The sequence below is a fragment of the Micromonospora radicis genome (genome assembly GCF_003583405.1).
GTDB lineage: Bacteria > Actinomycetota > Actinomycetes > Mycobacteriales > Micromonosporaceae > Micromonospora > Micromonospora radicis.
On the sequence record NZ_QXEC01000006.1, the window covers coordinates 172,772 to 194,295 of the forward strand.

22 protein-coding genes are annotated in these 21,524 nt (G+C 70.6%); 12 read left to right on the forward strand and 10 right to left on the reverse strand.

The window, feature by feature from the left end; translation table 11 throughout:
- Window positions 1–27: 27 nt before the first annotated feature.
- The 3 genes from D2L64_RS09070 to D2L64_RS09080 form a co-directional block, all read right to left on the reverse strand.
- Window positions 28–1,389 (reverse strand): hypothetical protein, encoded by a 1,362-nt coding sequence (locus tag D2L64_RS09070; RefSeq protein WP_233558867.1) that lies wholly within the window; start codon window positions 1,387–1,389, stop codon window positions 28–30.
- Window positions 1,386–1,847, reverse strand: coding sequence for a hypothetical protein (locus D2L64_RS09075; protein ID WP_119574308.1), 462 nt, complete (start codon window positions 1,845–1,847; stop codon window positions 1,386–1,388). Before D2L64_RS09075 ends, D2L64_RS09070 begins: the two co-directional genes overlap by 4 nt.
- A 109-nt stretch (window positions 1,848–1,956) precedes the next feature.
- Window positions 1,957–2,169, reverse strand: coding sequence for an acyl-CoA carboxylase subunit epsilon (locus D2L64_RS09080; RefSeq protein ID WP_119574310.1), 213 nt, complete (start codon window positions 2,167–2,169; stop codon window positions 1,957–1,959).
- A gap of 92 nt (window positions 2,170–2,261) precedes the next feature.
- Between D2L64_RS09080 and D2L64_RS09085 the strand changes: the two genes are divergently transcribed.
- Window positions 2,262–4,403, forward strand: coding sequence for a serine/threonine-protein kinase (locus tag D2L64_RS09085; RefSeq protein WP_119574445.1), 2,142 nt, complete (start codon window positions 2,262–2,264; stop codon window positions 4,401–4,403).
- A gap of 231 nt (window positions 4,404–4,634) precedes the next feature.
- Here D2L64_RS09085 and D2L64_RS09090 read toward each other — a convergent pair whose 3' ends face one another.
- Window positions 4,635–5,387: a GH25 family lysozyme gene (locus D2L64_RS09090; protein ID WP_119574312.1), complete on the reverse strand. Its 753-nt coding sequence runs from the start codon at window positions 5,385–5,387 to the stop codon at window positions 4,635–4,637.
- A gap of 237 nt (window positions 5,388–5,624) precedes the next feature.
- On the opposite strand from D2L64_RS09090, the gene D2L64_RS09095 reads away from it, so the two are divergent.
- The 3 genes from D2L64_RS09095 (at window position 5,625) to D2L64_RS09105 (ending at window position 7,799) form a co-directional block, all read left to right on the forward strand.
- Entirely contained in the window at window positions 5,625–6,368 is a 744-nt protein-coding gene (locus D2L64_RS09095) for a M50 family metallopeptidase (protein ID WP_119574314.1), read from the forward strand.
- Window positions 6,369–6,457: 89 nt separating this feature from the next.
- A complete protein-coding gene (locus D2L64_RS09100; protein ID WP_119574316.1) occupies window positions 6,458–6,958 on the forward strand; it encodes a SigE family RNA polymerase sigma factor in 501 nt (166 codons plus the stop codon).
- Window positions 6,951–7,799, forward strand: a complete 849-nt coding sequence (locus D2L64_RS09105; protein WP_119574318.1) for a hypothetical protein — start codon at window positions 6,951–6,953, stop codon at window positions 7,797–7,799. Before D2L64_RS09100 ends, D2L64_RS09105 begins: the two co-directional genes overlap by 8 nt.
- A 50-nt stretch (window positions 7,800–7,849) precedes the next feature.
- Here the strand turns inward: D2L64_RS09105 and D2L64_RS09110 are convergent, their stop codons facing one another.
- A complete protein-coding gene (locus D2L64_RS09110; RefSeq protein ID WP_119574320.1) occupies window positions 7,850–9,433 on the reverse strand; it encodes an acyl-CoA carboxylase subunit beta in 1,584 nt (527 codons plus the stop codon).
- 74 nt (window positions 9,434–9,507) lie between these two features.
- On the opposite strand from D2L64_RS09110, the gene D2L64_RS09115 reads away from it, so the two are divergent.
- Both D2L64_RS09115 and D2L64_RS09120 read left to right on the forward strand, forming a co-directional pair.
- Window positions 9,508–10,392 carry a biotin--[acetyl-CoA-carboxylase] ligase gene (locus D2L64_RS09115; RefSeq protein WP_119574322.1) on the forward strand — a complete coding sequence of 295 codons (885 nt, stop codon included), beginning with the start codon at window positions 9,508–9,510 and terminating at the stop codon, window positions 10,390–10,392.
- Window positions 10,393–10,604: 212 nt separating this feature from the next.
- Window positions 10,605–11,162, forward strand: a complete 558-nt coding sequence (locus D2L64_RS09120) for a PH domain-containing protein (RefSeq protein WP_119574447.1) — start codon at window positions 10,605–10,607, stop codon at window positions 11,160–11,162.
- Window positions 11,163–11,265: 103 nt separating this feature from the next.
- On the opposite strand, the gene D2L64_RS09125 is transcribed toward D2L64_RS09120, so the two are convergent.
- Both D2L64_RS09125 and D2L64_RS09130 read right to left on the reverse strand, forming a co-directional pair.
- Window positions 11,266–11,985: a GtrA family protein gene (locus D2L64_RS09125; protein ID WP_119574323.1), complete on the reverse strand. Its 720-nt coding sequence runs from the start codon at window positions 11,983–11,985 to the stop codon at window positions 11,266–11,268.
- A 62-nt stretch (window positions 11,986–12,047) separates the two neighbouring features.
- The gene (locus D2L64_RS09130) at window positions 12,048–12,575 is read right to left on the reverse strand and encodes a GtrA family protein (RefSeq protein WP_119574449.1); all 528 of its coding nucleotides are present in this window, start codon (window positions 12,573–12,575) and stop codon (window positions 12,048–12,050) included.
- A 415-nt stretch (window positions 12,576–12,990) separates the two neighbouring features.
- Here D2L64_RS09130 and D2L64_RS09140 point away from each other — a divergent pair, with 415 nt between their 5' ends.
- The 3 genes from D2L64_RS09140 to D2L64_RS09150 all read left to right on the forward strand — a co-directional run bounded on the left by D2L64_RS09140 (window position 12,991) and on the right by D2L64_RS09150 (window position 16,850).
- Complete coding sequence (locus tag D2L64_RS09140) at window positions 12,991–14,841, forward strand: phosphoenolpyruvate carboxykinase (GTP) (RefSeq protein WP_119574325.1); 1,851 nt, start codon at window positions 12,991–12,993, stop codon at window positions 14,839–14,841.
- 31 nt (window positions 14,842–14,872) lie between these two features.
- Window positions 14,873–15,724, forward strand: a complete 852-nt coding sequence (locus D2L64_RS09145) for a hypothetical protein (RefSeq protein WP_119574327.1) — start codon at window positions 14,873–14,875, stop codon at window positions 15,722–15,724.
- Window positions 15,725–16,079: 355 nt separating this feature from the next.
- Window positions 16,080–16,850 (forward strand): isoprenyl transferase, encoded by a 771-nt coding sequence (locus tag D2L64_RS09150; protein WP_119574329.1) that lies wholly within the window; start codon window positions 16,080–16,082, stop codon window positions 16,848–16,850.
- An 18-nt stretch (window positions 16,851–16,868) separates the two neighbouring features.
- Here D2L64_RS09150 and otsB read toward each other — a convergent pair whose 3' ends face one another.
- The 3 genes from otsB to D2L64_RS09165 all read right to left on the reverse strand — a co-directional run bounded on the left by otsB (window position 16,869) and on the right by D2L64_RS09165 (window position 18,715).
- A complete protein-coding gene (otsB, locus tag D2L64_RS09155) occupies window positions 16,869–17,693 on the reverse strand; it encodes a trehalose-phosphatase (protein WP_119574331.1) in 825 nt (274 codons plus the stop codon).
- A gap of 68 nt (window positions 17,694–17,761) precedes the next feature.
- Window positions 17,762–18,115 (reverse strand): hypothetical protein, encoded by a 354-nt coding sequence (locus D2L64_RS09160; protein ID WP_119574333.1) that lies wholly within the window; start codon window positions 18,113–18,115, stop codon window positions 17,762–17,764.
- Between the two features lie 159 nt (window positions 18,116–18,274).
- A complete protein-coding gene (locus tag D2L64_RS09165) occupies window positions 18,275–18,715 on the reverse strand; it encodes a helix-turn-helix domain-containing protein (protein ID WP_119574335.1) in 441 nt (146 codons plus the stop codon).
- 264 nt (window positions 18,716–18,979) lie between these two features.
- On the opposite strand from D2L64_RS09165, the gene D2L64_RS09170 reads away from it, so the two are divergent.
- The 3 genes from D2L64_RS09170 to D2L64_RS09180 all read left to right on the forward strand — a co-directional run bounded on the left by D2L64_RS09170 (window position 18,980) and on the right by D2L64_RS09180 (window position 21,516).
- On the forward strand, window positions 18,980–19,324 hold the full coding sequence (locus D2L64_RS09170; protein ID WP_119574451.1) for a hypothetical protein: 345 nt from the start codon (window positions 18,980–18,982) through the stop codon (window positions 19,322–19,324).
- A gap of 28 nt (window positions 19,325–19,352) precedes the next feature.
- Window positions 19,353–19,685 (forward strand): hypothetical protein, encoded by a 333-nt coding sequence (locus D2L64_RS09175; protein WP_119574337.1) that lies wholly within the window; start codon window positions 19,353–19,355, stop codon window positions 19,683–19,685.
- 415 nt (window positions 19,686–20,100) lie between these two features.
- Entirely contained in the window at window positions 20,101–21,516 is a 1,416-nt protein-coding gene (locus tag D2L64_RS09180) for a PhoH family protein (RefSeq protein WP_119574339.1), read from the forward strand.
- Window positions 21,517–21,524 lie beyond the last annotated feature (8 nt).

Consider the following 21,524-nt stretch of genomic DNA (forward strand, 5'->3'; position numbering starts at 1 on the left):
AAACCGGAATGTGCCGCGTGGGCGTCATTAGAGCTTGAGGCCGATTGCTGGTCCGGGGTCGATTGGCCCTTCGTTGTTCGGTGGTCGTATCACCGGGCTGATCCCCTGGTCTGTCTCCCAAGGGTGTTCGGGATCCCAATGCTGCGCCTTCTCTTCATTCTGGCGATGATGATTGGTTCGGCTCGGCATCGTGATTCCGCTTGGGCTCGACGTGTTCATGATTGGTGAGCCGCCGCTGGGCGGAAAGATTTGTGAGCTGCCCGCGAACCCTCTGCTGCTGCCTGGACGGGAGCCAGCTGCACCTGTTGGGCTGGTGCCCGCACCGCCGCCAATGACTCCGCCAATCGGATTGACCTTGCGCGGCGGCGTGTTGGCAGACGCAGGTTGGCCAAGCCCGGCGCTAGGGGGGCCTCCGATTAACCCCCCGATGGGCATGGGCCGTTGCGCCGCGTTTGCGCCACCGTTACTGGGTCGACCGATCTGGTCGGGCTGGGTATACCCGAGCCGTGGAATGCCAGGTCTCAACCCGAGGGGAGGGGATGAGGTCGGGTTGCCCTGGATTGGGGGAGGGCCCGGTGCGGATGAGTGTGGAGTTGCGGAAGTGGCGACGGTGCCAGCCGGTGTTCCACCGAGTACGGGGCCTGTCTTGGGCGCAGCTGGCATGGCTATCGAACGCGACGGTGACGGCGGGTTCGAGGGTTTACTGCGAACGGCTGTGGTCACGGGGACGGGCACTACCGGAGGAATGATCGGCGCAGCGTCGCCAGCGAAAGGTTGCCCTTCAAGCCGAGGTTGATCCCTGGAGGGCTGAGCCCGAGGCGGTTGAGGGGGTTGGCGGAGCATTACTTGGGCTTGTTGGAGTTCGCTGCTGAGGCCGTACATGATGCCGCGTGCTTGGACGTTCAGCTGTTCGAGGTCGGCGTCGGTGACCGGGGGCTGGCTGGCGCGGCTGGCGGCGGCGGCCTTGGGGTCGGCTGCGGTCTGTTCCCACGATCGTTTCTGCTGGAGTTTGCCGGCGTACTCTTCGTGGATCTTCTGAAGCGCGCTGCGGGTGCTGGTGATGGCTTGGGTGGCGGCGGACAGTGCCGTCTGGTTGGCGGCGGCCGCGTCGTGGGTGCGTTGCACCTGCTCGATCAGCTGGTCCAGTTCGGTGAGGTAGGCGCGGGCGGCGGCGTTGGTCTCCGGTGGCCAGGCCCGGGCCAGGCCGGCGCGGTAGGTGCGCAGCCGGGTGAGGTGCTGACCGGCCAGGTCACAGACCTTGCGCCAGCCGGCGACGTGTCGCCAGTGCTGGTCGGTCTGGTGGTCTTGCAGGCAGGCCCACATGTCGGTGACGCACATCAGGTGCCAGTCGGTGCGGCCGCCGCTGCGGCCGACGCCCACGTCCCTCACGGCAGCACCACCGGGCCGGGGTGGTCGGGGCCGGTGGGGTCGGCGAGCGACGGTGACGGCACCGGTTGGGTGGTCGCCACGCCGGGGCGGCCGAGGGCCTGTTGGACGTCCGCGACCAGGGCCGCGGCGAAGGCGTCGACGCTGCCGTAACGCTGCGCCACCTGGTGAGCCGCATCGGCCAGTCGGCCGGTGCTGTGGCCGGCGCCCCAGACGGCGTTCGCGGTGGCCTGCTGGGTCTCCCAGTGGGTACGCATGAACTGCACCAGCTCGATGAACGCGTCCGCCGGGTTGGACACCTGGGTGAGCATGTCGTTGGCGATGTAGCGCAGGTGGGGCGTGTAGTTGTCGTCGACCTCGGCCCGCAGGCGGTCGGCGAACTCCCGCATCTGGCGGATGTCCGCCTCGACGCCCGGGTTACCGCCCAACCAGGACGCTTGTCGATCCTCCTCAGGGATCATCGGCCCTCCCAACCGTCACGGCCTCGTTCCCCAGAGTGAGGTTAGTGGGTCGACGCCGCCCCGGCAGCCCCGTACTCGGCTCGTCCTGGCGGGGGTGGGTACCGCGATGTCAGCGGGGCAGGCCCGAGGTGCGCCAGGCGCCGGTACCGGATACCAGCCCGGCTCTGGTCGGCCGGCCACTGCGCGCCCAGGCCGACGCGGGTGCCGGTGGCGGGCTGGCGGGCGGCCGGGAACGGGCGACGACCACACCGACCAACGCGGCGAGTTCCTCGGCGGTCGGCACGCCGCGCACGACCCGCACCAGCGGCTCTTTCTCGGACATGACATCCAGGGTACGCGTCGTGAGCTTGACCTTCGTCGCACAGTGGCGTGCCGACGGTGTGGCTGTCGGCGCTGGCGGGTACCGTCTCAGCGATGTCAGACGCTGCCCCCTCCCAACTCGTCGCCGACCGGTACCGGCTCATCTCGCCGCTCGGTCAGGGTGGCATGGGTCGGGTCTGGCGGGCGCGTGACGAGGTGCTGCACCGCGACGTTGCGATCAAGGAACTCGTGCCGCCGCCGGGTCTGACCAACGACGAGCGCCGCGAGATGCGGGAACGCTCGCTGCGGGAGGCGCGGGCCATCGCCCGGCTCAACAACGTCAACGTGGTACGCATCTTCGACGTGCTGCGCACCGACGGTGACCCGTGGATCGTCATGGAGTACGTGGCGTCGCGCTCGTTGCAGGACACCATCGCCGAGGACGGGCCGGTGCCCGCGGCCCGGGCGGTGGAGATCGGGCTCGGCGTGCTGAACGCCCTGAAGGCCGCGCACAAGGCCGGCATCATGCACCGCGACGTCAAGCCCGGCAACGTCCTGCTCGGCAACGACGGTCGGGTGGTGCTGACCGACTTCGGGCTGGCCACCATCCCCGGCGACCCGAACGTCACCCGCACCGGCATGGTGCTCGGCTCTCCGGCGTACATATCGCCCGAGCGGGCGCGGGACGGCACGGCCGGGCCGGAGGCCGACCTGTGGGGGCTGGGCGCCACGCTCTACGCCGCCGTGGAGGGCAAGTCCCCGTACGCCCGGTCGTCGGCGATCGCCACCCTGGCCGCGCTGGCCACCGAGCCGGTGCCGCCACCGCGCAACGCCGGTCCGCTCAAGTCGGTACTCAACGGGCTGCTCCGCAAGGATCCCCAGGAACGGGTCACCGCCGAGTCCGCCGAGCGCATGCTGCGCAAGGCCGCCGGCCGCCGCGCCCGGAGCATCTCACTGCTGGACGGGGTACGCCGGCCGGGGCCGAACGGTCCGCGTGAGCCCCGTCCGCCGCTGGTGCCGGCGCCGCGGCCGTCCGGGGAACGACCGGCCAGTCCGGTCGGTCCGCCGGCCCCGCGTACGCCCCCGCCCGCCGGCCCGACCACCGCGGCGGCCGCCGGCGCCCGCCCTGATCCGTCGACCGGCACACCTGCCGCCCCGGACGCCGCGCCGACGGCGAAGGTCCCGGCCGACGCCGAGCCGACGACCCGGGTGGACGTCGGCGCCAGCGGCTCGGACGGCGCGTCGACCGAGCAGCTCGCCGCATCCGGCGACGGTTCGGAAGCCGGCCCGACGACCCGGGTCGGCGACGCCGACGCGACGACGAGGGTGTCGGAGGGCCAATCAGCGTCGACCGCCGCCGGTAGCCTCGCGGCGGCGGGTGCGACCGGTTCGGCGGCCACCGCCGACGGGGGCGACCCGACGGCCACCGGCGACGCCGAAGCCACCCGGGTCACCCGCCAGCCGACCTCGCTGCTGCCGTCGGCTCCGGTGAGTCCGGCGCCGGCCCGGGGTTCGGTCTTCACCTCGGGGTTCCTCCGCTCCGAGCGGAACCGGCGCGGTCTGCTCGTCGGCGCCCTCGTCGCGGTGTTGCTCCTCGGCCTGGTGCTGGTGGTGCCGCTGTTGACCGGCGGCGACGGGGACGACGGCGGTACGCCGCAGGACGCGGCCGGCAACTCGGACGCTTCGCCGACGGCGACGGGTGCACCGACGACATCGTCCAGCGCTGCCCCGCCCAGCCCCTCCGAGTCGCCCAGCCCGTCCGCCTCACCGAGCCCGTCGGTCTCCACCAGTCCGTCCACGCCGGCCGGTGGCCTACCCGAGGGCTGGACGATGCGTACCGACCCGGTGGGTTTCAAGCTGCCGATTCCGGACGGCTGGCGGCGCAGCGCCAGCGGCACGTCGGTCACCTACCGGGAACCGAACGGCGTACGCGAGCTGCTCATCGACCGGACCGACACGCCGAAGCGGGATGCTGCCGCCGAGTGGCGAAGGATCGAGTCCGGCCGGAAGAACGTGGTGCGGAACTACGAGTACATCGACATCTGGTCGTTCGACTGCAAGTGGCGTACCTGTGCCGACTGGGACTGGCGGGAGACCCGGGACAACACTCGGATCCGGACCAGGAACCGCGGCTTCGTCACCGCCAGCAACCGGGGTTTCGCCCTGCGCTGGGAGGTCGCGGACCGGGAGTGGGACGAGCAGTTGGCGAACTTCGAGATGATCTTCCGGGAGTTCGTGCCCGACCGCCAGGACTGATCGACCGGGCATGGCTCGCCGGCTGGCACGTCACCCGCCGCGGCAGCGTCACCCGCCGGGGCAGCGTCACCTGCCGGGGTGGCCTGAGCGTGCCGGTCGCGCTCACGGGCCTGGACGCCGCGCCTGCGGCCAACAGCGACGACGGGCTGAACGCCGCGCGGCGACACTCACGCCGACGATCGGCCGACGTCCGCAGGGTCACGGGGCGCCGGCCAGTCGCCGTGGCGTGCGTCACGTGTTGTTGGCCAGCGCGATCAGCCGGCTGCGGTCGCCGTTCCAGTGATTGCGGTCCACCGCGCCGCTGATGCCGGACACGCTGCCGGAGTCGGTGTACTGCCAGAAGCTCCAGACCGGGGCGCCGGCCGGCAGCGCGCCGACCGAGGAGGACCAGCGGGCCACCCAGACCGGGTGGTTGGCCCACGGGCCGGTCCAACTGCCGGTGCACTGGTTCCAGAAGCTGGTGGTGGTGTAGATGACCGCGTAGCGGCCGGTGCGCGAGCGGTAGGTGTTCAGGAAGTCCTGCACCCAGTTGCGCATCGCGGTGGTGCTCAGGCCGTAGCAGTAGCCGCCGCTGTACGGGTTCGCCTCCAGGTCCAGCGCTGCCGGCAGGGTTCGGCTGTCCGCCGACCAGGCGCCGCCGTTGGCGGCCAGGTAGTTGGCCTGCACCGCGCCGGAGGAGATGTTCGGCCGGGCGAAGTGGTACGCGCCCCGGATCACCCCGGCGTTGTACGCGTTGACGTAGTTGGTGTTGAAGTTCGGGTCCTTGTAGCTCGTACCCTCGGTGGCCTTGATGAAGGCGAACTGGATGCCGGCGTTGCGGACGCTGGTCCAGTTGATGGTGCCCTGGTAGCGCGACACGTCGATGCCCGGCACGGTGGCCGCGGCGGCGGGGGTCGCGGTGGCGACGAGCCCGGCGGCGGCGGTGGCCAGCACGGTGAGCGCGGCGGCGGTCAGCCGGCGCAGCGATGGTCTGGTCCGACCCATGGCGTCCTCCTGAGACGACTGTCGATAGACAGTCATCTTTGAAGGTGGTCGTCCGTCGGGGCAATAGGGGTTAAGGAAACCTTCCACGACACCAGCCGGTGTCGTTTGCGCGGTGCAGGGCTCACGATCAGGCTCTTGGCGTCTACCTCCCGATCCGATCGCCACCCGGTCAGTCTCAGACGATCGGGCGGTTGGCCCGGGAGTGACACCGGAACGCGGGCGGTAGGCTCCCGCCCCATGGTGTCGATCGAGGGCATGACCGAGTTCTGGGACCGCCTGTTCGGCGCGCAGCCCGACCCGCCGCCGTTGCTGGTACTGCTCACCGCCCTGGTCGCGCTGCTGGTGGTGACCCTCCGGCTGCCGTGGCGGATCGCCCGCAACGCGATCACCATCGCGCACGAGGGTGGTCACGCCCTGGTCGCGCTGCTCACCGGGCGCAAGCTGCGCGGCATCAGGCTGCACTCGGACACCTCGGGACTGACGCTCTCCGCCGGCCGCCCCACCGGTCCCGGCATGGTGCTCACCCTGCTCGCCGGCTACGTCGCACCGCCGCTGGTCGGCCTGGGCGGGGCGTGGCTGCTGGCCGGCAACCGGATCACCCTGCTGCTCTGGGTCGCGGTGCTCCTGCTGCTGGCCATGCTGATCATGATCCGGAACCTCTTCGGGGTGCTGTCGCTGCTGGTCACCGGCGGAGTGGTGCTCGCCGTCTCCTGGTACGCCAGCCCGCAGGTGCAGGCCGCGTTCGCCTGGACCGGCGTGTGGTTCCTGCTGCTCGGCGGCGTACGCCCGGTGGTGGAACTGCAGCGACTGCGGACCCGACGCGGGATGCCGGCCTCCGACGCCGACCAGCTGGCCGGCATCACCGGACTGCCGGCCTTCTTCTGGGTCGTCCTCTTCGGCCTGGTCAACCTCGTCGTGCTGGTCGTCGGAGGGCTGATGCTGGCCGGCCCGCTGCTCGCGGAGGCCGGCATCAGCTGGTGACCGGGGCACCGCCCCGACAAGTTCCCGCCGTCGGCGCAACCACGGCCACCCCTGGAGCGTGTCCTCTACAACGCCCAGGGAGGTAGCAGGTGCCGGACGTCGACGGGTTCGACGAGTTCTACCGGGGCAGCCGGCAACGGCTGCTCGGCTTCGTGTACGTGCTGACCGGGGACCTCACCGAAGCCCAGGACGCCGTCCAGGAGGCGTACATCCGGGCGTGGCAGCGCTGGCCCAGCGTGAGCGGTTACGACGACCCCGAGGCGTGGGTACGGGTGGTGGCCAGCCGGTTGGCGGTGAGCCGGTGGCGCAGCCTGCGCAGCCGGGCCCGGGCATACCTGCGGCACGGCGCGGTGGAGAGCGTTCCTCCGCCGGGTACCGACACCGTCGACGTGGTCGCCGCCCTGCGCCGGCTGCCCGAGGAGCAGCGCATCGCGATAGCCCTGTACTACCTGGTCGGTCTGCCGGTGGCGGAGGTGGCGCGGGAGACCGCCGCACCGGTCGGCACGGTCAAGGCCCGCCTGTCCCGGGGGCGTGCCGCGCTCGCCGGGCTGCTCGCCGTCGCTGAACTCGAGGAGGCACCCGATGCGTGACGAGTTGGCGTTCGTCGAGCGGCTCCGCAACGACCTGCGGAGCGTCCGGTGGCCGGAACCCGCGGTGCTACGTGCGCGGGCCCGCCGCCGACGGCACCGGGCCGTGGTCGGCGCGGCGGTCGCGGTGCTGGTCCTGGCCGGTGTGCCCACGATGGCGGGGATACGTCTCGTGGCGCCGCCGGCCTCCGCGCCGCAGCCGCAGCCGTCGCCGTACGCCGAGATTCCACACGAGGCGCTGGTGCAGCCGGAAGCCCTGACGACGAGGACCGATCCGCCGCTCGGCCAGGCGGGCCTCGGCGAACCGGTGCAGGTCGACTACCTGGTGCAGGTCTGTCTTGAGGAGCAGGGCCGGACGGCGAACTGGGACACCTCGCGGTACTCACGTTCGCAGACCCTGCTGCGAGCGAACGACGACGGCAGTCCCCGGTTGGCCGAGCTGGCCTTCAGGCAGGACGTCTACCGCATCGCAGCGGAGCGGGTCGCGGAGTTCTTCGTACGCCTCGACGCGCTGCTCGCGCCGTGCGCGAACTGGCGATCGACCGGCGAGGTTGCATGGGGGGAGCGGCTCGCGCGGGCCGAGGCGGACCACCGGTGGGAGGTCGTCGACCGCGACTTCGCCGGTGACGAGGCGATGCTGATCCGGCACACCGTCACGGTGACCCGCCATCTGGACACCGGTCCGAGCCGGGAGACGGCGCCCCCCGAGACGACCGCGGTGCTGCGGGTCGGCGACCTGGTCACGGTGCTGACGCTCGGCGCCGACGGCACCGAGCCGGAGTTGCGGCGGGTCGCCGCCATCGCCGCAGGCCGACTCTGTGTGGCGGCCAATCCGGCCTGTTGACGCCCGCCGCGTTCGACCGGCCCCGGCCCGCCCGGGCGGGCCGGGGCCGGTCAGAGCGGAATGTTGCCGTGCTTCTTCGGCGGCAGGGTCTCCCGCTTGGTGCGCAGCACCCGCAGGGCGCGGACGATCTGGGTACGGGTCTCGTGCGGCGGGATCACCGCGTCGACGTACCCGCGTTCGGCGGCGACGTACGGGTTGGCCAGGGTGTCCTCGTACTCGGCGATCTTCTCGGCGCGGACCGCGGCCGGATCCTCGGCGGCGGCGAGTTCCTGCCGGTAGAGGATGTTCACCGCACCCTGGGCGCCCATCACCGCGATCTGCGCGGTCGGCCAGGCGAAGTTCAGGTCCGCCCCCAGGTGCTTGGAACCCATCACGTCGTACGCCCCGCCGTACGCCTTGCGGGTGATCACGGTGACCTTCGGCACGGTGGCCTCGGCGTACGCGTAGATGAGCTTGGCGCCCCGGCGGATGATGCCGTCCCACTCCTGACCGGTACCGGGCAGGAACCCGGGCACGTCCACGAAGGTCAGTACCGGGATGTTGAAGGCGTCGCAGGTACGCACGAACCGGGCCGCCTTCTCGCTGGCCGCGATGTCCAGCGTGCCGGCGAAGTGCATCGGCTGGTTGGCCACCACGCCGACCGGCCGGCCCTCGACCCGACCGAAGCCGACCACCATGTTCTGCGCGTAGAGCGGCTGGACCTCCAGGAACTCCCCGTCGTCGAGCACGTGTTCGAGCACCCGGTGCATGTCGTACGGCTGGTTGGCCGAGTCCGGGATCAGCGTGTCCAGCTCCCGGTCGGCGTCGGTGACGGCCAGCTCCGCCGGGGCGTCGAAGACCGGCGGCTCGTCCAGGTTGTTGGACGGCAGGTGCGACAGCAGGGCCTTGACGTAGTCGACCGCGTCGTCCTCGTCGGAGGCGAGGTAGTGCGCGTTGCCGCTGCGGGTGTTGTGGGTACGGGCCCCGCCCAACTCCTCCATGCCCACGTCCTCGCCGGTGACCGTCTTGATCACGTCGGGGCCGGTGATGAACATGTGCGAGGTCTGGTCGACCATCACGGTGAAGTCGGTGACCGCCGGGGAGTAGACCGCCCCACCCGCGCACGGGCCCATGATCAGCGAGATCTGCGGGATGACGCCGCTGGCGCGTACGTTGCGGAAGAAGATCTCGCCGTAGAGGCCGAGCGAGACCACGCCCTCCTGGATGCGGGCGCCACCGGAGTCGTTGATGCCGACGACCGGGCAGCCGATCTTCATCGCCAGGTCCATCACCTTGACGATCTTCTGCCCGAAGACCTCGCCGAGAGAGCCACCGAAGACCGTGAAGTCCTGGGCGAAGACGCAGACCTGCCGGCCGTCGACGGTGCCGTAGCCGGTGATCACGCCGTCGCCGTACGGTCGGGTGCGGTCCAACCCGAAGTTGGTGGACCGGTGCCGGGCGAACTCGTCCAGCTCGACGAAGGAACCCTCGTCGAGCAGCATCTCGATCCGCTCCCGCGCGGTCTTCTTGCCCCTGGCGTGCTGTTTCTCCACGGCGCGGGCCGACCCGGCGTGCACCGCCTCCTCGACCCGGCGTTCCAGGTCGGCCAGCTTGCCCGCGGTGCTGTGCAGGTTGCTCCCGGTCTCGGTAGTCACCCAGGGAATATAACGATGGTTCAGGTCGCCGCCGCTGTGCAGTTCGCCTCACCGGTGGCCCGTAGGCTGGCCCGATGCCGGATTCGCCGTACACCGACCTCGATCGTCCGCCGCTGTCGGCGGCCCGGCTGCGCCGGGCGCTGGTCGCCCCGTACGGTCCGTGGGCGCGGCTGGAGCTGCGGGTGGAGACCGGCTCCACGAACGCCGACGTCGCCGAGGCGGCCCGGGCCGGTGAGCCGGAGGGCCTGGTCGTGGTGGCCGAGCGGCAGACCGCGGGCCGGGGGCGACGCGGCCGGGTCTGGCAGTCTCCGCCGCGGGCGGGCATCGCGACCAGCGTGCTGCTCCGGCCCGGTGTGGCGGCGCCGGAGCGCGGCTGGTCGGCCGCACCACCGGCGGGGTACGGCTGGCTGCCGTTGCTGGCCGGCGTGGCGCTGGTGGAGGCGGTGACCCGGCTGGCCGAGCTGGAGGCCAGCCTGAAGTGGCCGAACGACCTGCTGGTCGACGGTGCCAAGTGCGCCGGCATCCTGGCCGAGGCGGTACCCGGTCCCACCCCTGCGGACCCGCCCGCGGTGGTCCTCGGCATCGGGTTGAACGTCACCCTGCGCGCCGACGAACTGCCCGAGCACCCGACCGGCCTGCCGGCCACCTCGCTGCAGTTGGCCGGCGCGGCGGCCACCGACCGGGACCCGCTGCTGCGTGCCCTGCTCCGCTCGCTGGCCGACTGGTACGCCCGCTGGCGGGACGCCGGTGGCGACGCGAGCGCCAGCGGCCTGCGCGAGGCATACCTTCAGGTCTGCGACACCGTCGGCCGCGAGGTCCGTGCCCTGCTCCCCGACGGCACCACCCTGACCGGTACCGCCACCACCGTCGACACCGACGGCCACCTCCTCCTCACCACCCCTTCGCCGACCCCCACCACCCACTCCCTCCCCGCCGCCGACCTCCTCCACCTCCGCTGACCCACCCCACCCCATCTCTGCGTGTCGATCTTGCACTTTGTGTCCGGGCAAACGTTGCTTACAGGGCATTTCGGCGACCGAAAGTGCAAGATCGACGCGTAGGGGAGGGGGTGGGGCGGCGGTGGCGGGTTGGGGGGTGACCGCGTGGTGGATGTGGCGGGGTGGCGGTGGGGGGTTACGGTCTGCGCGTCTGGTTCTGCGAGGAGGTTTCCGTGGCGTTCCCCGAGGACGTGCTCACCGAGGACGAGCATGTCGTGCTGCACCTGCATCCGCACTGGAAGGTTCTGGTCCGCCCGGTGACGGTGCTGGTGCTCGCCATCGCCGCGGTGGCGGCCGGTGTCGTGTTCCTGCCCTCGGGTGGGGGCGGGTCGATCACGCTCGCCGTGATCGGCGGTCTGGCCGGGTTGGCGGTGATCGTGCTGACTCTCTGGCCGTACATCAACTGGCGCACCACGCACTTCCTGTTCACCAACGAACGGGTCGTGCTCCAGCACGGCGTCTTCTCCCGGGAACGGCGGGACATCCCGCTCAGCCGGGTCAACGACCACTCGATGAACCAGCGCTTCGTCGGGCGGCTGCTGGGCTTCGGCACCCTGACCATCGAGTCGGCCGGCGAGCGGGGCCAGTCCGTGCTGCCCGACGTGCCGAAGGTGGATCGGGTCCAGACGAAGCTCTACGAACTGGTGGAGGCGTTCCACGACAAGCACTCGCTGGGCGACGGCGAACTGCGCGAGATCCTCGCCGAACGCGACAACAAGGCCGGCGCGTAGCGCAGGTCTGGCAGCGGAGGGCCGCCCCGCCGCGGCAAACGACGTGGGTACGACGAACGCCCGCCAGCGATTGCTGGCGGGCGTTGCGGTTGTCGGGCGTGGGTCAGCGGCGCCGGAAGCGGCGGGGCGCCGGGGCAGGCTGGAGTTCGGCGTCCAGCTCGGCAGCCAGTTCCTTGTCCAGTGCCGCGCTGAACTCGGTCTCGCTGCTCAGGGCGGCGGCCCGGGGCTGGAGCGGCCGGGGGGTCAGGCCGGTTGGCCGGGTCGCCGGTGGTTCCTCTTCCTCCAGCTCGGTGATGGACTCGGCGAGTTCGGCCACCGGGTCCATCTCGGCCATGGTGTCCCACTCGTCGCGCGGCAGGCCGTGCCAGGTCTTCGCGGACTCGGCGGGCGCGGCGGGCTGGAAGACGAAGGTGCGGTACGACCAGAAGCGGAACAGGGTCGCCAGCACCACACCGCCGGTCTTGGCGATGTTGAGCGCCAGCAGGCCGGTCACGCCCAGCCCGTACTTGGCGGCGGCCAGGACACCGAGTTCGATCAGCAGGCCCACCCCGTTGAAGAGGAAAAAGAGGGCGTACTCCCGCTGCATGGCCGATTTCGGGCGATCTCGGTACGTCCAGTGCCGATTCATCAGATAGGACGTGATGGTCGCCACCACGGTGGCGACCACCGTGGCCTTCAGTTGGCCGTCGACGAAAACGGTGAGTGCGAGCGCGTTGAACACCGCGTAATTGATGACGGTGTTGACGCCGCCGACCAGGCCGAATTTGAGCGCCTCATGGATGAACTTCTGCCAGCGTTCAGGCAGCAGACGGACAAGAGGCATGCGAAACACCTTAGGGCAGTAGGCGGGGGCCGGTAGGCTCCGGCCGGATGGTGGGCGGCAGGTCACGCCCCGCGGTCCCGGTTCACTTCCGTGCCGGTGGGAGTTCCCGCATCCACGAAGACGAACCGTCGGTACGACCAGAATCGGAACAGCGTGCCGAGGCCGGTGCCCACGACGAAGCTGGCGATGTTGTCGGCCAGTCGGGTCTGGAACACCTGCGGCCAGATGCTGCCGAGCCCGTACCGGCTGACGGCCAGGCAGGCCACCGCGATCCCCAGGCCCACCGCGTTGAAGAAGAAGAACAGCGCGTACTCGCGGGCCGGGTTGGTGCGCCTGCGATGGCGCCAGGTCCAGAACCGGTTGCCCAGGAAGGCGAAGGTGGCGGCGGTCACCGTGGCGATGGTCTTCGCGGTGAGCTGCTCCATGGCGACCGGGCCGATGAGGTAGTTGAACAGCGCGAAGTCGACGAGGAAGGCGATGCCGCCCACGGTCGCGAACTTGCTCAGCTCCCGCAGGAGGTGACCGAAGCGGTCGCGCAGGGAGTGGACCAGACCCGTACGGGTCGGCGAGGAGTCCGGCTCCCCGGTCATCGTGGCGGCCACCGTGCGAGCGTACCGGTTGGGGGGCGCGCGGACGGGTAGCGACGGCTACCGGGATCCACCGGTGCGGCGGCACGGACGGGCACGAACGGAGCGTAGCCGGACCTGTCGAATCCGGAGTTGAATTGCGCTTCCGGTCAACCGGTCGGAAAGTGCCGCGCTCGGCGGGCCACCCGGAGGTCCACCGCAGGATTTGCGTGAAACTGCGCGTGAAAGCGGGTAAAGGCTCGTGAAGCCGCAGCGTGCCCGTACCTTGTGCAGTTCTTCACAACCAGTCCCACTGACTGGCGAGGTTCATCGGTTTACGCTGAGCCCAATCCCAGGTTTCCACGAAGGTGACGCACATCGCGCCGCCGAGACTCGTGCACTCCATAGACCGGTCAGCGTCGACCACAAGGAGATTGTCATGGTTGCTCCGGCCACGGTTCGAGGTATCGATCAGGCCCCGACGTCCCACCCCAAACTCCTCGCCTGGGTTCGTGAGGTCGCTGAACTGACCACCCCGGATCAAGTGGTCTGGGTGGACGGATCCGATCAGGAATGGCGTCGCCTCACCGACGAACTGGTCGAGGCCGGCACTCTCGTCCGGCTCAACCCCGAGAAGAAGCCGAACTCGTTCTACGCGCGGACGGATCCGACGGACGTCGCTCGGGTCGAGGAGCGGACGTACATCTGCTCGGTGGACGAAGCGGACGCCGGCCCCACCAACAACTGGATGGCGCCGGCCGAGATGAAGCGGATCATGACGGATCTGTACCGCGGTTCGATGCGCGGTCGGACGATGTACGTCATCCCGTTCGTGATGGGTCCGGTCGAGGCCGAGAAGCCCATGTTCGGTGTCGAGATCACCGACAGCCCGTACGTCGTCGCCTCGATGCGGATCATGACCCGGATGGGCGCCAAGATCCTCGAAGCGATGGGCGACGACGCCGAGTTCGTGCACGCGCTGCACTCGATCGGCGCGCCGCTGGCCCCCGGCCAGCAGGACGTCGCCTGGCCGTGCAACGACACCAAGTACATCTCGCACTTCCCGGAGAGCCGGGAGATCTGGTCCTTCGGCTCCGGGTACGGCGGCAACTCACTGCTCGGCAAGAAGTGCTACTCGCTGCGGATCGCCAGCGTGATGGGGCGGGACGAGGGCTGGCTCGCCGAGCACATGCTGATCCTGAAGATCACCTCGCCGGAGGGGCGGGTCTACCACGTCGCCGGTGCCTTCCCGTCCGCCTGCGGCAAGACCAACCTGGCCATGCTGGAACCGACGATCCCCGGCTGGAAGGTCGAGACGATCGGCGACGACATCGCCTGGATGCGGTTTGGTCCCGACGGTCGGCTATACGCGGTCAACCCGGAGTACGGCCTGTTCGGCGTCGCGCCCGGCACCGACTGGAAGACCAACGCCAACGCCATGCGGACGCTGGAACGAGGCAACTCGGTCTTCACCAACGTCGCGCTCACCGACGACGGAGACGTGTGGTGGGAGGGCCTGGGCGAGCCCCCGGCGCACCTGATCGACTGGAAGGGCAACGACTGGACGCCGGAGAGCGAGAACCTCTCCTCGCACGCGAACAGCCGGTTCTGCACCCCGATCACCCAGTGCCCGATCCTCGCCGAGGACTACTTCGACCCCAACGGCGTACCGATCGACGCGATCCTCTTCGGCGGCCGGCGCCGGGACACCGTACCGCTGGTGACCGAGGCCCGGGACTGGGTGCACGGCGTCTACATGGGTGCCACCCTCTCGTCGGAGACCACCGCCGCCGCCTCCGGCGCGGTCGGTGTGGTCCGCCGCGACCCGATGGCGATGCTGCCGTTCATCGGCTACCACGGCGGCGACTACTTCCGGCACTGGATCGAGATGGGCAAGGGCACCGACGGCGACGAGTCGAAGCTGCCGAAGGTCTACTACGTCAACTGGTTCCGCAAGGACCCGGAGGGCAACTTCCTCTGGCCTGGGTTCGGCGAGAACTCCCGGGTGCTCAAGTGGATCATCGAGCGGATCGAGGGCCGGGCGGACGCGGTGGAGACGCCGATCGGCATGGTCCCGACGCTGGACTCGCTCGACGTCGACGGGTTGGACATGACCCCTGAGGACGTCCGGATCGCGCTCAAGGTCGACCCGAACGAGTGGCGCGACGAGTTGCCGCTGGTCACCGAGTGGTTCGAGAAGTTCGGGGACAAGCTGCCCGGTGTCCTGTGGGCCGAGTTGGACGCCCTGCGGGCCCGGCTCGACGCGGAGCAGCCCCAGCGCGGGGTGTGATCGACGCCGGATCCGGGCATCATCGGATCCCATGAGGACGGCCGCCGAGACCGAGGTCCGGCGGCCGTCCGCCGTCCGGGCGCTGACCGCACTGCTCGCGCTGACGGCGGCGGCCACCGTCGTGGTCGAGGTGCTCAACTGGTGGTACGCCCCGGAGCAGGGCTTCGGGCTCGCGGTGCGTACCGGTTGGGCGATGCTGCGTTCGTTCGGTTTCCTGCTGCTGATCGGCCACGTGCGCCGGGGGCGTACCGTGGCCCGTCCGTTGGGCCTGATCCTCGCCGTCACCACGGTGTTCGCGGTCGGCCGCCTGATCGTGCCCCGGCAGGGCGTGCCCCCACTGCCCGGGCTGCTCGGCTTCGCCCTGCTCACCGCCCTCTGCGCGACCGTCGTATGGCTGCTGTACCGCTCTGCGGGCATCGCCGCGCACCTGGTCCGGCATCGACCGCGGCTGGTCATCGACAAGTCCGGCATCTCCTGGCGGGAGACGCCACCCCGTCGGCCGGAGGCGAGCGCCTGGCTGCTCACCAGCCGGGTCGCTGCCTTCACCTACAGCCCACTGATGCTGGTGCCGGCGCTGGTGGCCGCGGCGGCGATCCTGGACGGGCGGCTGCTCGCCGTGCCCGCGGTGCTGCTCTGGCTGGGCGCCGGTCTGGCGACCAGCTACCTGGTGTTGTTCTGCACCGCCTTCCTGATGCGCGGCAAACGCTGGGCGAGCACCCTCCTGGTCGTGATCACCGCCGGGGTGCTCGCCGTGGATCTCCCGTTGTGCTGGTGGCTGCTCGGCGTCGACGGCCTGATCCGCGATGGTGCGCCACTGGTCGCCGCAGCGGTCCTCGCCCTCTACGGCGTACGCCGCGCCGCCCGTGTCACCGCCACCACCTGAGCCTGCTCCGTCACCCACCAGCGGCTGTCGTCGCGTGGCGGCCGACCGGTCCGGCGTCCGGTCGCCGACCAGATTCCCCTGTGCCGCCTTTGCTCTGCTTCAACTCGCGCAACGGAGAGTGGCGGAAGTCATTTGCGTCGGTTGAAGCAGAGCAAAGCGTCCAGACAGGGGAGGGTGGGGTGCCGGACCGGGCTCCGGGCGGTGGTCGCGTCGCGTTGGCCGGTCGGCCGGTCGGTGCCGCTGCGCCGCTGGTCCGTGGGCCTGTCACACGGTCGGTTCGATCGGCCTCGGCCGCTCGGTGCGGCGTCGGCCACCGGCACACTCGGCCGCGCCGGGGCTCGCTACTCTGCAAGTGATGACTCTGCGGAAACTCCTCTACTCCGTGTACGAGCGGCGGCTGACGGCCAAGCTCGCGGGCCGACCGGTGCCTCGTCACGTGGGCGTGATGTGCGACGGTAACCGCAGATGGGCCCGGGACATGGGCTTCGTCGACCCGAACGACGGGCACCGCAAGGGCGCGGAGCGGATCAAGGAACTGCTGCGCTGGTGCGATGCCGCGGGCGTGGGGCACGTGACGCTCTGGCTGCTCTCCACCGACAACCTCTCGCGGCCGGCGGCGGAGCTGGATCCGCTGCTTCAGATCATCGAGGACCTGACCACCGAACTGGCCGAGCAGGGCAACCCGTGGCGGCTACGTATGGTGGGCGCCCTCGACGTCCTACCGGCGCAGCACGCGACCGCGCTCAAGGCCGCCGAGGAACGAACCCGGGAGCGCAGCGGCGGCGCCCAGGTCAACATCGCGGTCGGGTACGGCGGCCGGCGGGAGATCGCCGACGCGGTGCGTTCACTGCTGCTGGAGCACGCCGCGAACGGCGGCACGCTGGAGGAGTTGGCCGGCTCGCTCGATGTCGACGACATCTCGGAGCACCTCTACACCCGCGGTCTGCCCGACCCGGATCTGATCATCCGGACCAGCGGCGAGCAGCGGATGTCCGGTTTCATGCTCTGGCAGTCGGCGCACTCGGAGTTCTACTTCTGTGAACTCAACTGGCCGGACTTCCGCCGGGTCGACTTTCTCCGGGCACTGCGCTCGTACGCCACCCGGCAGCGCCGCTTCGGCGTCTAGCCCCCGCCGGGGCCGCGCTCAGGTGAGGTGGTGGGTGGCCTCGGTGAGGAAGTCGCCGAGGTCGGCCGGCGAGTCGATGGTGAGATCGGCGGCCTCGGCGACCTCGGCACCGGTCTCCGGGTTCGCCACCGCGACGCAGACGCCCAGGAAGTCGGGATCACCGGCGGCGCGGGCCCGCACCGCGGCGAAGGCCTTGATGTCGGAGACGTCGTCACCGAAGTACCAGGCGCCGCCGGCATCCTGCACCAGCTCGTCGATCACCATGCCCTTGTCGCGGTCGACGGGCGGCTTGATCTCCAGCACCATCCGACCGACCTGCACCCGCAGACCGAGGCGCTCGGCCTGGGCGCGTCCCCACGTCTCGACGGCGGCGGCGAGTTGCGGCGCGGTACGCCAGTGCAGCGCCACCGACAGCCGTTTGTACTCGACGAGCGCCTCGGCCGGCAGTTCGGCGCGGGCCGACTCGGCGAGTTCGGCCATGGTGGGTACCCAGGGCAGCGCGGCCGGTTCGGTGACGGTCGCACCGCCGGAGTGGCTGTGCTCCAACCCGTACAGCCCGTAGAGATCCACGCCGGCCAGCCCGCCGAAGTGCTCCCGCAGGAAGTCCACCGGCCGGGCCGAGACGATCGCGACCCGGCGTACCACCGGGGCGAGCGTTTCGAGCGCGGCCAGCACCTTCGGCGCGGGCTGTACCTGGGTCGGATCGTCGGCGACCGGCGCGAGTGTGCCGTCGAAGTCGAAGAAGAGGATGGTTTCGGCCGCCCGGTCGGCGGTGGCCCGCCAGGCCTGGTCGGCGTTCAGCGGGGTCTTCGGCTGCTGGTTGCCCAGATTCAACGGCGGCACGCGCGACAGCGTACCCCGGGTTTCTCCGGCTATTCCTCGGGTGGATCCGGCATTTGCCGCGAATGCGATCAGCGTTCGGCGGCTCCACGTCCCCGGCGGACGAACGGCACCACGGCCGCCTCCTGGCCGTGGCTCAGTAGGTAGCCCTCCACGAACCCGCTGTTCCGGTCGCCGGTGTGCGCCTCGATCTCCCGGAGCCGCTCCACCAGGAACTCGGTGAGCGCGGTGAGCCGGTCGTTGAGCCGTTCGTGCAACTCGGCGACCACCGCCAAGACGACTGCGGTGGCCGCGGCGACGAGCGCGAAGAGGTTGACGAGCAGGGGAAGCTGCCCGCCGTTCAGGGCCAGGGTCACCGCGTTGCCGGTGACGCAAAGTGTCACCGAGATCGTGGCGACCACGACTGCCAACCATTTCAGGGTCATGAAGACCCTCCTTCTGTCCCGCAGGGCTGGGTTCGGCCTTGTCCCGTCCCCCCGCCGACGACGAGCCCAAGCAGTACGAATACGGACGCTAGCGCGCCCGCTTCCGGCCCGTAGCGAAACGGATGAGGCTGACCTGGTGTTCTTTCGCCATCTGAGGAACTAGCTGGCCGCTTCTCCTCGTTTTCGGCCACCAGTGGGCATGGTCGGGCGGTATGCGAGGTAACGAATGGTTTCTCGGATGTGGAACTTCTCCGCATCCGAGACCTCCGGATCGATCAACCGGCGGAGTAGCGCCTCGACGTCGGGGTCCATCGGTGGCGGGGGTGGGGCGGCTCGGCGCGAGGCGGTCCGGTCCCAGCCGAGGGCGGCGAAGGCCGCGGCGGGGTCGAGGCCGAGACCCTCGCAGAAGGCCACCACCCGCTCGGCCTCGGGATCGCTGGCCCAGTCGCCGCGTACCCAACGGTTGATCGTCTGTCGTGAGACGCCGGTGCGGCGGGAGACCTCGGTGCCGCTCCAGGCCCGGGTGGCCCGGGCCTCGCCGAGGGCTCGCCGGACGAAGGTGGCGAAGGCGATCTTCCGGGCGTTGGCGGTCTCGGTCACCTCGTGACCGTACGGCCGTTGAGCTTGGGTGGCGGCTCCCGGCGCGCCTCTGTCACGCTTACGTGACGAGGGTTTTGACTCGCTGGTCAGCGTTCCTTTGCGGTTCTTGAGGGGTGTCACCTGGGCAGGATAGATGTACGTAGGTGCGACGGCAAACAAGCGAAAAGCTGATACTGTCACGCCCATGGGACAACCTACGGTGTGTCACGTGCATGAGACGATCAGTGCTCACCTGCGTCACGCGCCCGGTGTGAGGGGGGTGTGGTGACCGAACTCGCAACCCGTGCCCAGGCCTTCGGTCTGATCGCGGAGGGTGTCGCCGCCGGCTTGAGCGCGCCTTGGCGCCTCTACCTCGCGCGGGGCTGCCGCTACCTCTCGCTCAGTGTCGGCGACCGCGCCGAGTGGAACGCCTGGCGGACGCATCTCGGCTGCCCGGAGTTGAGCGTCCGGGTCTACGACGCCGGCGGGGAGATCCGTCGGTCGTCGGTCGCCGAAGTCGTGTTGGACGGCTGCCGGATCAGCGTCGAGCTGGTGGAGGAGGTCGGCACCGACGACCTCGACCGGTTGCTGGTGGCCGACCCGACCACGGTCGAGCAGGAGGAACGATGAGGGGCGCGCGAGGGACCGGAGCCGCCGGATGAGTCCCTTCCTCGCGATCTTCCTCGTCCTCGTCCTCGCCGCGACCAGCTACGCCGCGGGGCGGCTGCACGGGCAACTCAGCTACCGGATCGGTTACCGCTTCGGCTACCGCCAGGGCTACTTCGACGGTGACCGTGGCGCGTGGAACCGGCGCCGTCGGGACGCCCAGGCCGCGATCGCCTCCGCGCTCGCGGTCGCCGCGCCCACCACCCGGGTCTCCGCCACCGTGGGGCGCCCGGGTACCACGTACACCGGATCGTCGTTCGCGGAACCGGCCGCCCCGGTCACCGGGCGACACCCGACCGGAACTCTCGTACGACGAACCGGCTGAGACCGGTCGACGGGCCCGTAGCGGTCCGTCCAACGACGCGGTGCGGCGCCCGCTGGGCGCCGGCCGCCGAGGGCCACGTCAGACCGGTGACGGTGGTCCCACCGGCCGGGGTGCGCGCAGGGGGCATGCATCCCGGCCGGTTCATCTTCCGCCGCCCGGCGCACCGCCCTCTGGGCCCGGCGCCGGCCGGTCCCGCCACCGGGCCCGTCACCTGCGCCATCAGGCGTTAACGAACGACCCCTAGCCGGGACGGGTGCGGGGAGCTAGCGTCTAGGCATGGCGCGGGATTGTCCCGAGCCAGCCGGCCCGCCCGGCCTGCGACCTCGCGCACGGGGCCCGCATCCGACCCCGTTCCGCCGGGCACCGGAGGAGGCGGACCGCGGGTGGCCGGGTGCCCATCCGCCGGAGCAGGCCTGTGACGACTCGCCGTACGACCGCCGGTGCCGACCAGGGCTCGGCCGCGACTGCCACGACCCGCCGCACCACCCGGAGCCGCCGGACCGCGGCCGCCGGGTCGGCCGACACCAGGGAGCCCCGACCAGCGGGCCAATCCTTCGTCCTGGACACTTCCGTACTGCTCAGCGACCCGGCGGCCTTCCACCGCTTCGCCGAGCACGAGGTCGTGCTCCCGCTGGTGGTGATCTCCGAGCTGGAGGGCAAACGGCATCACCCCGAGCTGGGCTGGTTCGCCCGGCAGTCCCTGCGCATGCTCGACGAACTACGGGTACGCCATGGCCGGCTGGACCGGCCGGTACCTGCCAACGAGTTCGGCGGCACGTTGCGGGTGGAGCTCAACCACACCGACGACGGGGTGCTGCCGCCCGGGTTCCGCAACGAGTCCAACGACGCGCGGATCCTCTCGGTCGCGCTGAACCTCGCCGCCGAGGGGCGGGAGGTGACGCTGGTCAGCAAGGACATGCCGTTGCGGGTGAAGGCCGCCTCGGTCGGGTTGCGGGCCGACGAGTACCGGCACGGTCAGGCCAGCGACCCGACCTGGACCGGAATGGCCGAGCTGGAGTTGGGCGAGGACGACATCGCCCGGCTCTACGCCGGGGAGGCCATCGACGTGGACGACGCGGCGGGCCTGCCCTGCCACACCGGCTTGGTGCTGCACTCCATCCGTGGCTCGGCGCTCGGCCGGGTGCTGCCCGACAAGACCGTACGACTGGTCCGGGGTGACCGCGACGCGTTCGGGGTGCACGGGCGCTCCGCCGAGCAGCGGATCGCCCTCGACCTGCTGCTCGACGAGTCGATCGGCATCGTCTCGCTGGGTGGCCGGGCCGGTACCGGCAAGTCGGCTCTGGCCCTGTGCGCCGGGCTGGAGGCGGTGATGGAACGTCGCCGGCACAAGAAGGTGATCGTCTTCCGCCCGCTGTACGCCGTCGGCGGTCAGGAGCTGGGCTATCTGCCGGGCTCGGAGTCGGAGAAGATGTCGCCCTGGGCCCAGGCGGTCTTCGACACGCTCGGTGCGGTGGTGCACGAGAACGTGCTGGAGGAGGTCACCGCCCGGGGGCTGCTCGAGGTGCTGCCGCTGACCCACATCCGCGGCCGCAGCCTGCACGACGCCTTCGTCATCGTCGACGAGGCGCAGTCGCTCGAACGTGGCGTCCTGCTGACCGTGCTCTCCCGGATCGGCCAGGGCTCCCGGGTGGTGCTGACCCACGACGTCGCCCAGCGGGACAATCTCCGGGTCGGTCGGCACGACGGGGTGACGGCGGTGATCGAGGCGCTCAAGGGTCATCAGCTCTTCGCGCACGTCACGCTCAGCCGTTCGGAGCGTTCTCCGATCGCGGCGATGGTGACCGATCTGCTGGAGGACATCCCGCAGTGACGGCCGTT